At 33.3% G+C, this 15,107-nt stretch carries 11 protein-coding genes and 1 tRNA gene; 5 read left to right on the top strand and 7 right to left on the bottom strand.

The window, feature by feature from the left end; genetic code table 11:
* Positions 1–3: 3 nt before the first annotated feature.
* The 4 genes from AC07UM_RS13685 to AC07UM_RS13670 all read left to right on the top strand — a co-directional run bounded on the left by AC07UM_RS13685 (position 4) and on the right by AC07UM_RS13670 (position 2,575).
* A complete protein-coding gene (locus tag AC07UM_RS13685) occupies positions 4–759 on the top strand; it encodes a UbiA prenyltransferase family protein (RefSeq protein ID WP_494683684.1) in 756 nt (251 codons plus the stop codon).
* A 3-nt stretch (positions 760–762) separates the two neighbouring features.
* The gene (gene recF, locus AC07UM_RS13680) at positions 763–1,842 is read left to right on the top strand and encodes a DNA replication/repair protein RecF (protein WP_494683683.1); all 1,080 of its coding nucleotides are present in this window, start codon (positions 763–765) and stop codon (positions 1,840–1,842) included.
* A gap of 162 nt (positions 1,843–2,004) precedes the next feature.
* Positions 2,005–2,298: a hypothetical protein gene (locus tag AC07UM_RS13675; RefSeq protein ID WP_103233801.1), complete on the top strand. Its 294-nt coding sequence runs from the start codon at positions 2,005–2,007 to the stop codon at positions 2,296–2,298.
* Between the two features lie 109 nt (positions 2,299–2,407).
* Positions 2,408–2,575, top strand: coding sequence for a hypothetical protein (locus tag AC07UM_RS13670; protein ID WP_185147213.1), 168 nt, complete (start codon positions 2,408–2,410; stop codon positions 2,573–2,575).
* A 59-nt stretch (positions 2,576–2,634) separates the two neighbouring features.
* Here AC07UM_RS13670 and AC07UM_RS13665 read toward each other — a convergent pair whose 3' ends face one another.
* From AC07UM_RS13665 to AC07UM_RS13655, 3 genes are read right to left on the bottom strand one after another with little or no spacing between them, the layout of a single operon-like run.
* Positions 2,635–4,665, bottom strand: coding sequence for a transporter-like protein (locus AC07UM_RS13665; protein ID WP_494683682.1), 2,031 nt, complete (start codon positions 4,663–4,665; stop codon positions 2,635–2,637).
* A gap of 13 nt (positions 4,666–4,678) precedes the next feature.
* A complete protein-coding gene (mtgA, locus tag AC07UM_RS13660; RefSeq protein ID WP_494683681.1) occupies positions 4,679–5,323 on the bottom strand; it encodes a monofunctional biosynthetic peptidoglycan transglycosylase in 645 nt (214 codons plus the stop codon).
* Between the two features lie 43 nt (positions 5,324–5,366).
* Positions 5,367–6,413: an ABC transporter substrate-binding protein gene (locus AC07UM_RS13655; RefSeq protein ID WP_494683680.1), complete on the bottom strand. Its 1,047-nt coding sequence runs from the start codon at positions 6,411–6,413 to the stop codon at positions 5,367–5,369.
* Between the two features lie 60 nt (positions 6,414–6,473).
* On the opposite strand from AC07UM_RS13655, the gene AC07UM_RS13650 reads away from it, so the two are divergent.
* A tRNA-Arg gene (locus AC07UM_RS13650) sits at positions 6,474–6,550 on the top strand.
* A 632-nt stretch (positions 6,551–7,182) separates the two neighbouring features.
* Here AC07UM_RS13650 and AC07UM_RS13645 read toward each other — a convergent pair.
* The 4 genes from AC07UM_RS13645 to AC07UM_RS13630 all read right to left on the bottom strand — a co-directional run bounded on the left by AC07UM_RS13645 (position 7,183) and on the right by AC07UM_RS13630 (position 15,106).
* Complete coding sequence (locus tag AC07UM_RS13645; protein ID WP_494683679.1) at positions 7,183–7,512, bottom strand: hypothetical protein; 330 nt, start codon at positions 7,510–7,512, stop codon at positions 7,183–7,185.
* Positions 7,513–7,767: 255 nt separating this feature from the next.
* Positions 7,768–8,178 carry a hypothetical protein gene (locus AC07UM_RS13640; protein WP_494683678.1) on the bottom strand — a complete coding sequence of 137 codons (411 nt, stop codon included), beginning with the start codon at positions 8,176–8,178 and terminating at the stop codon, positions 7,768–7,770.
* Between the two features lie 2 nt (positions 8,179–8,180).
* Positions 8,181–11,672, bottom strand: a complete 3,492-nt coding sequence (locus AC07UM_RS13635; RefSeq protein ID WP_494683677.1) for a DUF6443 domain-containing protein — start codon at positions 11,670–11,672, stop codon at positions 8,181–8,183.
* Positions 11,673–11,677: 5 nt separating this feature from the next.
* Positions 11,678–15,106: an RHS repeat domain-containing protein gene (locus AC07UM_RS13630; protein ID WP_494683676.1), complete on the bottom strand. Its 3,429-nt coding sequence runs from the start codon at positions 15,104–15,106 to the stop codon at positions 11,678–11,680.
* Position 15,107: the final 1 nt, after the last annotated feature.

Raw genomic sequence — 15,107 nt, 5'->3', positions numbered from 1 at the left:
TAAATGAACATCTTAAAAATACTGAAAAAAACTGTCATAGACAGCCAGATTTATGTCTCCCTTATGGGAACTCTTTTTGCAGTATTTTTCATGAAAGAGCAAAACACATTCCGTTTCCCTACTTTTGCTCTTATTTTCATCACTTATTTCAGTGGCTATCTGTATACTAAATATCAATATACCAAGCATTTTTTCAAAATAGTGGTTATCAATGCACTCGCAGGAATTGCCTGTGCTTTTTTAATCATTCATAATCATAATGAAATAAGACTGTTGAAATGGTTTATTATTATAATATTAGGATTGCTTTACAACAGCTTTTTCCTTGATGTTTATATCCGTAAAATTCCTTTACTAAAAGTCTTTTATGTAGGATTGGTTTGGGCTCTGGTCAATTGCTGGCTCACTCTTCCGGAATTCAGTATTCCGATTTTTCTGATCAGTTTTTTCTTTATCACAGCACTTGTCCTTCCTTTTGATATCCGGGATATGAATAGTGACACGGTAAAAACCTTTCCTATGCTGATAGGGGTACAAAATACCAAATACATTGCGTATGCCCTTGTTTTTATCAGCTGTATCATTGCTGTTTTCTATCTTGAACTACACTATGCTTTGGCTTTTTTTATGGCAGGCATTATAACTTATATTTTCATCTATTTCTCTGATAACAAAAGAGATGACGCTTATTATTCATTCGGGGTGGAAACTTGTTCGGCACTTCCTTTTTTATTTTTACTAATAATGGAGTATTTTTGACGAATGATTATCAAGAAGCTTTCCCTCTACAATTTCAAAAACCACTCAGAGAAAAAATTTGAATTTTCGCCACAGATCAATTGTTTTGTGGGAAACAACGGCGTGGGAAAGACGAATCTTCTGGACGCTCTGCATTATTTATCCGTAGGAAAAAGCTTCCTGGGAAATACTGATCTTAACAATATTAAAGCAGAGGAGGATTTCTTCACCATTGATGCTGAAATTCAAAATGAAGACAGTGAAGATATCATTAGAATTACCCAGCCCAAGGAAGCTAAAAAGGTGATCAAAAAGAATGATAAAAGCTATGACAGGCTTGCGGACCATATCGGTTATCTTCCGAGTGTAATGATTTCTCCCTATGATTCCAATCTTATTTCAGATTCTGGGGAAAGCAGACGAAAGTTTCTGGATTCTATGATTTCTCAAACGGATTCTGAATATCTTTTTGATCTGATTCAATATCAGAAAACCATTCAGCAGCGAAATGCTTTGCTGAAATATTTTGCCAAAAACAGGACTTGGGATAGAGATTCACTGGAAATCTATGATGACCCTATCACCCGATTCGGGACCAAAATTTTTAAGAAAAGAAAAGAGTTTGTAGAACAGCTCAATCCTATTGTTCAGAATTTCTATGAGATTATTTCCGGCGGAAAAGAAACCGTATCTGTTATTTATGAATCTCATTTGCTGGAAAATTCTTTTGAAAACCTATTAAAAGAGAGCATCGAAAGAGACCGTATGCTGACTTATACCTCAAAGGGAATTCATAAGGATGATCTGCTTTTTGAGATGGATCATGTCCTGATCAAGAAGATCGGGTCTCAGGGACAGCAGAAATCCTTTCTTATTTCGCTTAAACTTGCCCAAATGAGCCTTGTAAAGGAATTAACAAAAAAGACCCCTATCCTATTGCTTGATGATATTTTTGATAAACTTGACGACACCAGAGTTTCACAATTGATTGAGCTCGTTAATAAAGAAAACTTCGGACAGATTTTCATTACGGATACTCACAGAGAACGTACGGAAAGCGTAGTAAAGAAAATTAATGAGGAAAGTATAATTTTTGAAATTTAGTATTTAGTAACTTAGGGATACTTGGTTTTAATTAAAAAAACAAAATATTTAAACCTATTTCTCTATACTGTAGTATTTTTTATCTTAACTTATCATCCAAAACGCATCCCGAAACTCGAAACTCCAATCCGAATCACGCACCTCGAAACCCGGAACCTGACTATGAAGAAGAAAAAACGTGAATATCAATCCTCTGAACTGGTAAAATCTTTTGCCAGAATCTACGGTTTTGAACATAAACTTGTTGCTTTTGACATTAAAGATTTTCTTGAAGAGTATCTTGATGAAAGCCTTTTCAAGGAAATAAGAAGTGTCAATATTGAAAAAGAATGTATTATTATCAAAATTGATTCTCCATTACTGAAACATGATTTTAAAATGCGTAAAAGCTTTTATCTCAAAAAGTTTCAGGATAAATTCGGAGCGGAAAAATTTAAAGATCTTCAGATATTGTAAGTATTGCAGGGAAAAACTACTCTATAATAATTCACCATCATTGAAATTATTTTGATTTATTGTATTTAATATGTATCTTTAATATTCATTAAATAAACTATTTTTTACCATGAAAAAGATACTTACATCAAAGAAATTATCCCGAAAAAGTTTAAAAGCAGTACAAGGTTCAGGTGATCGAATGACATGTTGTGCATTAAGCTGTCAGAACCTAAATGAATGTGGTTTTTGGGAACAACTTCCTGCAGAATGTCCGGAACTTCCTTATTGTGTTTAAAAAACAAATACCTATAGAAAAATGCTACCCGAGGGTAGCATTTTTTATTTTAAATATTATTAATGTTCTTCTGATTTATTAGAAATGGTACTGCTCATCAAATCATCTGCTTTTTTATCCAGTCCTGAGCTTAATGGCAGGAAGAATTTCAGAGGATGCTTCGCAAAGTATCTGAAAATTTCTTTATAGATCTCACTTACCTGTCCGAAATTCATCTTTCTGGATCTGAATGCCAGAAACATTGATAAACTGAAACTTACCAGGAAGTTAAAGAAACCGATCAGAAATACAGTTATAAAAGACATCCAGAATGTATAGGAATCTACTGAAAAATCTTTTCCATACAGCCCCAATGCAAAGTTACCTGCAGCAAAGGTAATGTGTCTGATATCCAGATCCAGCCCAAAAAACATTCCTACCGGAGCTGTTGCCCCAAGGAACACCCCAAACCAGAAATTGGAAATGATTCCCGGCCAGTTTTTAGCATAATATTTTGAAAGCCCTTTTGCAAATTTTTTCCCAAAGAAACTTCTTATCGAAAGGTTTTTAGCAATTCTTTCAGGAATCTGATAAAATACAGAATTGTTTCCGATATTCCCCGAGATAATTCCGGAAATAAAAAGATAAAACCCTGCAATACTTGCATGCAGAATTGCTTTTGATTTAAAAGGGTCAAGGTCTTTTAATAATTTATCAGAACGTTCTACAGCAAGGTTTTGTGAGAAAAATACATCCAGCCCGTAAATGATGGCGAGTGCTATCGGAAAGGCAAGCAATACATTTCCTACAAAGGCAATGAACTGACTTCTGAATAATTTAGAAACCAAATGGGCAAACTCCGTATTATTTCTTTGGGCCTTTCCTTCTTCAGATAATACTTTTGTCATCGTAGCAGCCGTCATAGCCGGTTGTTTTGTGGCAAGAGTAAACCCCATCAGATAGATCATCACGAATCCCATCGCGTAGTTCATAGAATACAGAAAGGCATGTGAAAAATCACTTCCGGGGATGTATCCATAGAGCATTTTCAGAACACAAAGCGCTCCTACAATGATTCCACCACCACTCGCTTTGTAGAACATGGTCATATATTCTTTCCTTGTAGAAGTAATATAGTGGGTTCCGGCTTCTGCGGTATGATTGGTGATAAGATGGGAAATCAGTCTCGTACTGTCGTTGATGAGATCTGAAATATTATTTTTATGAGATTTATAATTTAGAATATTAAAGATCAACTGCTTAGACTTGATCAGGACATCCTCATCAGTATCAATAACCAAGAGCTGAACAATCTCATATATTCTTTCAGTCTGCTGGCGAATTTTTAACAGGGACTGATTGATCTTTCCAGAAATACCATATTTGGCTGAGTTTTTAAAAGCAATATTAACGAACTCCTGGCATTGTTCTGCATAGATTTTTATCTGCTTATATCTGCTGTCCTTAGAATGCAGCTGCATTTCAGGATCTTTTACCAGGTCTTCGGCTAATGTTTCCAGCTCATTCTGAAGGGCAAGAAACGGATTGTGTAAATTCCTATATTGTGGAGCCATTCTCACCACTTCCACTTCCATAGCCATCCCTGTAACCCTCCATGAAAGGATATTCATAGAGAATATGAGTTCTTTTTTCACGTTGGGCCGGATAATAAAATCCGAAGCCCCTAGCATGTTTAAAAACTCATCAATCTCATTTTCAGGAAGATTGTGAAGATATTTCAAATCTTTATTCGGTCTAAGACTGACATTATCAATCATATACCACACTGTTTTTTCATTTTCAACGGGCGGCAAAACCTTGTTCAGAATTCTTTTTTTAAGTTCCGGAAAGAAGGCATTTTCTGAAAGAATATTAGCTTCCGTCAGCGAAAGATTGAATGGTCTTCCCTTAAAAATATTGTGAATGTAATGTTTAAAGTTCTCGGCAAAATTAGGATTGCTTCTGAAAAAATTGAGCACATCTGTAAAGTCTGCTTCTTTAATCGTCTCTAAAAACTCTGCAAAGGGTTCTAAAGAAAGGGTTTCATTCTTAAAAGAAAAATATTTTTTAAGAACTGACTCAAAGTTTGTGCTGGAATTAAAGAATTTCATTAGTACAAAGATACTATTTCAAACTCACATTCCTCATCTGTCTCATAATCCAATTATGTTTCTTTCTCAGATAGGGAGATGGATTTTTAGGATCATATTTCTTTGGATTAGGCAATACAGCAGCAATCCAGGCTGCATCTGAAGCACTTAGATCTTTGGATGGTTTTCCAAAATAATATTGGGCAGCCGCTTCTACCCCAAATACTCCCTGTCCCATTTCAATGGAATTCAGGTATCTTTCAAGGATAATATCTTTGCTCCACACTTTTTCGATGATAAAAGTATAGACCGCTTCCAGTCCTTTTCTCACCCAGCTTCTACCCTGCCAAAGAAAAACATTTTTAGCAGTCTGCTGGGAAATCGTGCTTCCGCCTCTTACTTTTTTGCCTTTCTCATTATATTTCATGGCTTTTTCGATGGCTGTATAATCGAAACCGTCATGATCAAAGAATTTCTGATCTTCAGAGGCTATCACAGCCTTTTTCACATTACTTCCCATCTCGTCATAGGAAATATAATCTCTGTGCAGTTTCCCGTATTCAAAAAGCCCTCCTATCTGGGTAATCGTTATAGGAGGATTAAAAAATCTACCCCAGATGATAAAAACTACATTCAAAACAAGAATGATGAAGATAAGCTGTTTAATTTTTTTCCACATAACTTGATAAAAAGGAAAGGCAAAAATAAGCAAATAGTATGAGTTACTGCAATTCTTTCATGTAAGTAAGCTGATAATCGGGTAAAAGTTCAGGATGAAAGATCTTTATATAATCTTTAAGGATCAAATCTGCTCTTACCACGCCGCTTTCAAAGAAATCATTCGCTTTCAGTTTTTCTTTTCCTGCAATCGTATAGATCTTTCCTTTATTGAATACATCCAGCTTTTCATAGAATGGATTCATACCCAACATTTCTTTTTTCGAAGTATGGCTTCCTGCATTTACCCAATACTGAACGCCCCCTGCTTTTGCATAGACCTCCTCAAAGCTCATTGTCAATGCTTTTTCATCTTTATTATCTTTCATAATATAAGAGGCATTGGCATCTGAAATATAATGAGCAACAGAAGTATTTCCTCCAGGAAGATACCACACATCTCCATACATTTCGTTAGCCAGGACAACTGGTTTTTCTTTTGCTGTTGAAGCCAGTTTTTTCAGCTCACTATAATTTTTCTCAACTTCCTGATATTTAGCTTCAGCCTCTTTTTCTTTCCCTAGAAACTCCCCGAAAAGCTTGATATAAGCCGTTTTTTCTAATGGCTGCTGTTCCATATATTCATCCAGAAACACAACCTGAATTCCGTTATTTTTCAACAGTTCATAAGTATTGTCAAAACTGGCAATATGATTGGTAAAAATAGCATCCGGTTTCATGGAGATGATCTTTTCCACATCATATTTCTGCTCACTGCCTACATTCTGGATTTTCCCTTCTTTAAGCAGGTTCTGTATTTTTTCCGAATAAATATATTCCGGACTTGAAACTCCAATAATTAAACTTTCTGCTCCCAACTCTGAAATATACCCCGCCATACTTGCATTCAGCAGAATTATTTTCTTAAAAGGAGTTTGATTTTGCTTAAAATTATACGTGAAATTCCCGGATTTTAGTTCCAGAACTCCATCATGTTCCTTAAATTGAGTACGACCTGAGATATTTGTCCAATCTGAGGACGAAATTTTTGATTCTCTTTTACAGGCTATTAGCGAAAATACCGTAAATAAAAGTAAAATTTTCTGTTTCATCTTTCAAAGAACGGAAAAAAGTGCTATATTTGCAAACCTTTAAACAACAAGGTAACACAAGGCCTCGTGGCGCAACTGAATAGCGCATCTGATTACGGCTCAGAAGGTTACAGGTTTGAATCCTGTCGAGGTCACCAAAAGCCAAATGGCGCCACTTTAAGACAAGTGGCGCCATTTTTTTATTTTACTTTGATAAGAAATTAGTTTATTATTCCTACCTCACCGCTTAACTGCATAAAAAAGATAACACGATAAAACAGAGAACTTAATTATGAATTAGCTTTATAGAAAGGATTTGGCATTGTTTGTATATTCAATTGTATAATGACTTTTATCCTTTCCCACATAAATAAACTTATATTTTGGTAATTATACTTCATTTAATTTGATCTCCTTCTTATTATCAATAATAATTATAACATCTTTATTATTAAAAATTATACAAGCAGTCGTAAACCCTAACATTGATGCGGCTTCAGCCTTTTTATTAATAACTAAACTGTCTCCGTTTTTAACTGTTATTACATTCTTAAATTCGAATGTAAAAATTAAAAATGATTTATTTTTATCATATGCATTAAATTTTTCAATTGCACCCTTTAGCGCACATTACCAACAACATTCATCTCTACCCCATATTTCTCGGAGGTTTTAACAGTTGAACAACCGATAAAAACGAATAGAAATAAAAATATTGTTAAATGACTTATTCTTATATCTATCGTTGTAGAAACGATAAGCCTGAAGATCATATAAATGTAAGGAATAATTATTTATTAGGTATATATGAGCATTCTCTAAAAAATGGATAGGTTCTTTTTAAAAATTCAGCAGTTTTACCTTGTTCGTCATAGTAATATTTTTCTCTTTTATTTCTAATTAATATCCATGATTTTAAATTGTAGTCAGAATATAATGTATCTTTTTTTGATGTAATAAATGCATAGATATACTCTTGCAGTGTACTTTTCGGTAATTCTTTATAAGTTTCTATCTCAGAGAGAAAAGCAGCCTTATTCATAAATAAAAACATATGTTCATTATTTTGGCTCCAAAATATTTGGGGATTAATATTAGAAGAATAACTATCAACTCCCATAAATCTTACTATTTTTACGGGTTTTGAAAAATCTGAGTCAGTATTTTTAATATGACATGATAATAAAAAAACAATAGGCAAAATGAAACTAATCTTCTCATACTTATTTCTTTATTTTATTTGACAATAGTACATAACTACTAAACTTCAGATCCTATTCCTTTTTATGAAATCTCCACTTTCCGTGTATTTGTGTGTAATAACTTAGCATTTCTGCAGGTTTTACTATCAAATATTTTTGATAATGCATAAATTTTACCATTGGCTAGGATAAGTTTTATAATACTTCAATATTTTATCCTTTTCAGAATTATCGAGTTTAAAATAAACACCTTTTTCTCCAAATCTCCAAAATTCTAGTCTATCGTCTGCAAATAACGTATCTTTTTTAGTAATAAATGCAAAGGTATAATTACCGTCATCAGGAACTATAATTTTATTGGTGGAAATAATCTTTTCTTTAATGATTAGCAAGTCATTTTTTAGCTTACTATTGTTTATCTGAACAGTATTCATTCCCTTCTCTTTTTCAAAGAAAATGCGAAGGGAAGATCCCAGTGTATTATTTTTATTTAAATCAGGACCGTAATAGTAAAATAACGTAATTTTCTGATTACTGCAAGATGTAATAATAAAAAGTACTGATAAAAAAAATATATTTCTCATTATTATTGTGGTGTTTTAGGTGGTTTAATTTTAGTTGAAGTAACACTTTCTACTGGATAAGGTATTATACCATAGTTTGTCCTTTTATCTTCGTTTAACCTTTGATTCATTTGATTCCCATAATTTGTCGTTGTAAGTTCTTCTTCTTCATTTTTAAATCCAATATTATTTTTATCTGGAGTTAATATTGCTTTATCAGTATTTTTTGTATAGTCATTTTTTCTCCTATCACCATATTTTTGAGCATTCAAAAAATGATTAAACCCATGCAGTATTTCATGCCCCAATCTTGAAGACGGACTATTATAGCCTAGATTTCCTTCTTCTAAAGTTGATTTGGTACCATCTTTCCTAAATTTGATACCTTCTGATGGATTAAATTTCACAGATTTAGTATTGGGATCATATTCATTTCTATTACCATTCTCTGTCTGTGCTGAAATTGTAAAAGTATTTTTCTTATCATTGATCATAAAATCCATAACATTAACTGTTGTAGCATCTTTTCCTTCTCCAATAGTAATATTAAGAGCTTCCTGAGAATATAAGTAATCTAACGCCTTGTAGACATTTCGATCAAACTCATTTTCAATTTTAGCATAATCTCTATCTTTTTGATAGGAATAAATATTATTACCAAATCTAATATCTCTACCATCAGGATCGATAAACAATATTGGGTTATTGACAGCATAGTTATATGGGCTATGTCTTCTATGTTTTTCCGACAAAGGATCAACAACCCCCCACCTACCAAGATCTGCCATATAGAACCTTGCTCCATAATCGTACATCCCCGTTTCCTGCAGTTCCTTGCCGTTGTATTTGTAATTTTTATAATCTCCCAATAATCCTTTATTAGTTCCAATATGGTTCATCCCAAATGCATAATAATTATTGGTATCAGTTATTTCAAGAGCCCCTGTTGTGTTACTTTTAGCAAAACTTACCCTGCTGTTTCCAAGGTGATCCTTATACTGATAAATATAACGGTTTTCTGTAAAACTATAAAAACCTTCTGCTGTAGATACAAAATCAAGTATCCACAAAGGTTTAATCGGCTTTATGCCATTCACCTCATTTTCATTTTTAAAAGCAGCCTGCTCATAAGCGACACTTGTTCTGCACCAAAGACAGATGGTAGTCTCTGAAAAGCCATATTGAAAACCATCTAAATAATCCGTTATATTCGTTGTAATTGTTGTCGTTCCTCTTCCTCCTCCGCTTGTATAAGTCTTACGGATTTTTGTACCATCTGCTTTATAAAGATAATTTAATCCAAAATTATTAATTTCACCCACAGCATTGGTCTGAGTAATTGAAAAGTTATCCGGTAAGTTAAGATAATTATAAGCTATACCATGAATCCCCTTATCCAACATAGTATTCATATTTCCGTTCAGATCATAGTCAATCATATTATTGCCTCCTTCATATCCTGTGTCATTCATTGCTGATTCTATTACTTTATCTAAACGGTTTCCTGTATATTGATAGCTAAGATCATCCACTTGTACAAAAGTAGTCCCTTGCGATATAGGAGCTGCATTTCTTTTTAAGGTGTTGATATTACCATTTACATCATAGCTGAGATATTCATCAAAATAACCTGTGTTACCTGTAGACGGTTCTTTATAAAATGCATTGGTTAATCTGTTCAGAGCGTCATATTCATAATTATAACGCTTTAGAAGATTTTCCGATCCGTTGTTCCAGTCAATTTCAGCAATATTACCATTGAATTTTCCTATGCTTTGAGGGTTTACCGGATTTTGATATTTTATTTCATAACCAAACAGTTTTCCGTTCAGATTCGCAGGATCATTGATCTTTGTCAACCAACCTCTGATGTTATACTTATAATCAATTTGCTGAAGCGGAGTCCCCGCAGCAATTCCTCCCACTTTTTTTGATTCTAACTGGGAAATTTCGTTATAGGTGTTTTGAGCCAGATATTCTACAGGGTTACTGTCAACCTGGTGTTTGTGTACCATAAGTCTGTTCTGATTATCATACTCAAAGTTTTCTGTGATAATTCTTTCAGTATCTGTTTCTAATCTCTTATGTCTGGTAATAGTTTGTTTGGGGAGTCCTGCAAAATCCAGTTTAGATTCTGTTCTGGTGTAACCTCCCAGGTGGTTGACAGAATGTTTTCCAATTACTCGTCCTTTAGTATCATAATACGTGTAATTCTTAGTCCAGTTATCATCTTCAATATTCTTTACAAAGCTCATAACAGGAAACCCTTTGGTGCTTCTTCCGTCTGCAGTAAGAGTTTCGGTAAGTACTGGTTCTCCCAAAACAGATAAAACAGATGGATTGAAGCTATATTGAGGATATGAATCATAATAATTTACAGATAATAAAGTAACCCATTTAGACGCATGAGGATAGGTAATATCCGGATCATAAAAAACATCCATTCCCTGCCTGTTAAAAACAACTGAACTATTCCTTAGCATATTTCCAGAACCATCAGCTAATATTTGCTCTGCATTCCGATCTCCTCCAGTAGCTATCCCAGTAATAACAACTCTTCCAAACTTATCATACTGAGTATATAGCCATTGTCCTTTTTTATTTAGTTCGGCATCCTGAGTTCCTACAATTCTGTCTTGCTTGTCATATATCATAAATTCCTTGCCTTTGCCAGGAAGCTTTTTTTCTACCAGTCTTCCTCTCCCATCATATTTATACTGATAGCAAAGATTGTTCAGCACTGTATCCGGAACTGATACTCCGGGAGTCAGATTTTTAATAAGATCTGCTGCCTTAGGAGATAAAACATATGCTAATTGATCATAATTATTATAAACATAGTAAGTGTCTGTACTTTCAGTTGCACTCAGTATTTTTCTTACCAGCACAACTTGATCTTTACCATTTTTAAATTCTATAGTTTTATTTCCATCTTCATCCGTTACTGTACTCTTATACAATTGATTAGCTGCATAAGGTGTAGAAACCGTAATGAGTGTTTCAAAAGTATTATAGTTGAAAACAGCATTATACTTCTTCACCTCACCATCTACATTTGTATTATATTCAAACTTCACAGGCTTTGTGCTCCATGCTGTTCCCACTTGTTTTTGTTCGAAAGTCCTATCCAAAGGTGAATTTTCTAAGTTTTTGTGCGTAAAAGGAGTATTATCACCATAATAAGTTTGGGCTGCTCCCTCTGTTCCTGATTGAACACCTCCGTTTAATGTATTCATCGGTGCGGGAAGCCAGGTATCCACTTGCCTTCCGAATCCATCATAAGGAATTGTTGTTACCAGATCTTTTCCTGTAGGAGATGCTTTTATATTAACAACTTGTTTAGGTCTGCCCAATCCATCAAAATACTGAACGGTTTCTGCAGTTTTGGTAGGTTGGTTATTGGCATCATAATCAAGATATGTTTTGCTGTATGTATAGTTTTCTGTTGTGCTTAACTGGGCTTGTACAAAACCTGATATCATCAAAGCACCGATTGGAATTATGAGTTTCTTCAACGGTATTAGTTTTTATAGTTGTATTTCATTTCTTTTAACACTTTCCCATCCATATCAATGACCTTTTCAAGTCGACCTGTAGCATCGTAAATATAACGTTCTCTGATGCCTGATGGTGGAGTGATGCTTCTTACCCCAATTAAAGGATCATAAGTATAAGTAGTGATCTGATAGTTTGGCAGAGAGTTTTTAAAGGTATTCAACACTGATAAAAATGCAGATTCATCATTATTAGCCACAGCAGAAGCATCTGTATTGGAAGCATTAACAATGGAATCAATTAATGACTGCTGAAGATCTGATAATACTGCTCCTTCTATTTTTGCAATGGGCCATGTCAGATTATATCCCCAAATGATAACTGTGGAAATACCATCCTTTGTGGTATACTGCTGAAGATTGCCTTTACTGTCATATTTATCATAGGTAACTTCTGTAGAAACAACATTTTGTAAATCAGTAGACACAATAGAGCTTGGAAGTAAGTTCACTGGATTATCATATTTCGTTTCTACTTTACTGATAAAGGTTCCATCTAAATTGACTGAAACCTTTAAAGGGATACCTGTCATTCCTTCATTTATCAATCGGTTATTAATAACATCTCCAGCATAATCGTAACTTGTTGTAATAACTTTACCATCACTTGCCGTTATAGTCTTATTTTTTAAATTCCCAGAAGCGGTGTATGTCATTTCAGTTTTATCAACTAATGATTTACTGCCAAAATAAGAAGTATTAATAGTTGTTTTTAATCTTCTTTTACCTGTAACTAATGGGTTGAAAATAAATCGATATTTTGTTGTTGCTATGGGATTTACATATGAATTACCTGTATAAACTGTTCCATTTGTACTACAGCCATTAATAGAATACGGATAAGAATTGCTGTTAGGATCATATACACCTGTTGAAGTATTTATTATACTAAAAGAAGGAAATACTCCATAAGTGTTGGGTAAATTATCATAAATCATTACAATAGATGAAAGTTTATTTTGATTTTGATCATATTTCTCTATCATAGTATTTTCTCCATTATCAGGGATATCAATCTTTGGAGTTCCTTTAATAAAAGAAGTTTCAGAAGGTGTATTTTTAAAATAATATTTTGTAAAACCTTTGGATGAACCATCGGTGATATTGATATCTTTCTCTATGACCTCACTATAGCCAAAAGGTTTATTACCACCTATTCCAAAATCACTTGAATTAACAGAAAGATCATTAAAAACAGATACATTTTCAATAAAACAACCTCCAGAAGTATACATGGGTTGACTTTTATATGTAGCTCCTGTTATAAGATTCAGAGGTTCAAATTTGTAAATTAATTTTCCTCCGGTATAACTGTATTCTTTATGAGCTAATAAGATATCATTTTCGTAGTTTTTAATAGACTTTACTCTTACACCATTTCCGTATGAAATAGATTTATCAATATTTGTATCATCATAATATTTAAAATTAGTTGATACAATTGCCCGATGCATTCCATCAGTATTACGATATTGAAGAGGGTTTTCTACACGCACATAATACTCTGTTGTTGGATCATCATCATATGGAACAAATATTTCTTCATTCCAAATACGTGAATGAGTCTGCTCAAAAGTAGGTCCACCAACGTCTATTGCCCATTGTTTGAAAATACTTTCAACCGGCTGACCATTGATTATCTTTCTCTTAATAAATTTTATTTTACAATCCCACATCCCATAAGGTTCGTAATGTACTTCAGGATATTGCGGCCCCATGTAACCATCATAAATAGTATTATAAAATTTTATATTTTGCGGTTTTGTAAGTTTAAAAGGTGCACTTACTACAAACTTAGAATAATCAGGTTCTGTTCCTCTATGTGACAAATTACCATCTTTATTTGCTAACGATGCCTGATAAGGTGTAGGAATAAACTGATTAGAGAATGTATTGGATTCATATTCAAACTCAGTACGGGCACCTGTAGGATAGGTTATTTTTTTTAGAATATTTGTTGGAGCATAATTGGAAACCGCATATCTCATAGTACCATAATATGGATAATTAACATTTAAACCGTAATTCTTGTATGGGGATTTATTAAGGTAGTCAAAAAAAGTTAAATCAGGAAGAAGTTCAGCTGTACTACCTGCACCATTATTATATCCATAAAAATCTGAGCTTGAAATTTTAGAAGGCATTATATTAGTCATGTCATATTCAAATTTATAAGGCGGAGTATTTTGAATAGAATTATCATTCTCATTATATGTAATTTCCTGAATATTATCCAACTTTAATCTTTTATTCTTATAGCCTTCCTCTATATCATTTCCTAAAGGATTAAAATAAGATGTTCCCAACACATAACTTTTGATTTTCTTATTTGAAAATTTTGATTTTATGTCAATAGATTCTAATTTTTTTATTGGTGTAGAAGTTTGTGGGCGAATATCTTCTCTGTTATTTAAATTAAAATCTATCTTCGTATCATCTGTTTCAATTCCTATCAAAGTCTTTTTTTCACTATTAACAATATTATTGTTTGTTATTACATTTGAATTTGAGAAGTTTGTGATATGAGCAACACGTACTGGAGATACCTGATTTATCTTTTCATCTTGGTAAGTAAATATAATGGTTTTACCACTTACCAACTCGATTCTTGATACCTTAAATGTATAACCAATATCAACCGACAGGCCAATACCTCCAGATCTTGATCTTTCTATAGCATAAAAATATAATTTGTCACCTTTATTTGTTGTTGCAATCCAGCCTTGGGAATCTTTAGAAAATTTTACATCATCATTACTTTCCATAAAAAGAATTTCATTACCATTCTCTAAATTAAAAAAGAACTTACCTGAATATCCATAAAAGTTATAGGTAAAAATATCTGGTTGCCCTTTTCCTTGATTTAAATCATTAATGATATATTCAGAATCATCAACTGATGGATTGACACTAATCATACCACCAGTATTATACCCCTGATTTCCAACTTGAAATCTGGAAATTTGACTTTGTGCATAAAGGGTTGGGAAATGACTTTTGAAAATATTATATCCTGAATTATTAGCAAATCCATCTCCTCCATTTAACCAATAATCCTCTTTACCTCTGATCTCTTGAGTAATAGTACCTTCTGGCATAAAATTCCATCCCAAGCCAACCCATGTCGCCTCATCTGCCACTTTAATTCCTGAAGTATGGTAACTTAAGGCCAAGGGAATTTCTATATTATCGACCTTTAAATTATATAAAGGTACCGATACCTCCGCTGTTCCAGTATAATAGCCTACAGGAATATCTCCAAATCTCCCAAGTAAAGCAATTTCAGGAGAGGTTGGTACATTTTTTAAACCGGCATCATATTGTCCCTGGTTACCTTGTCCAAATATATTGTTTAGAGAAGCTATTAGAAGTATTGCTGTCGTAGTTTTTTTCATC

This window comes from Chryseobacterium sp. GW821-FHT04C04, from assembly GCF_059420365.1.
The sequence above is the reverse complement of the archived record's forward strand: the minus strand, read 5'-3'. Positions and strand labels throughout refer to the sequence as shown.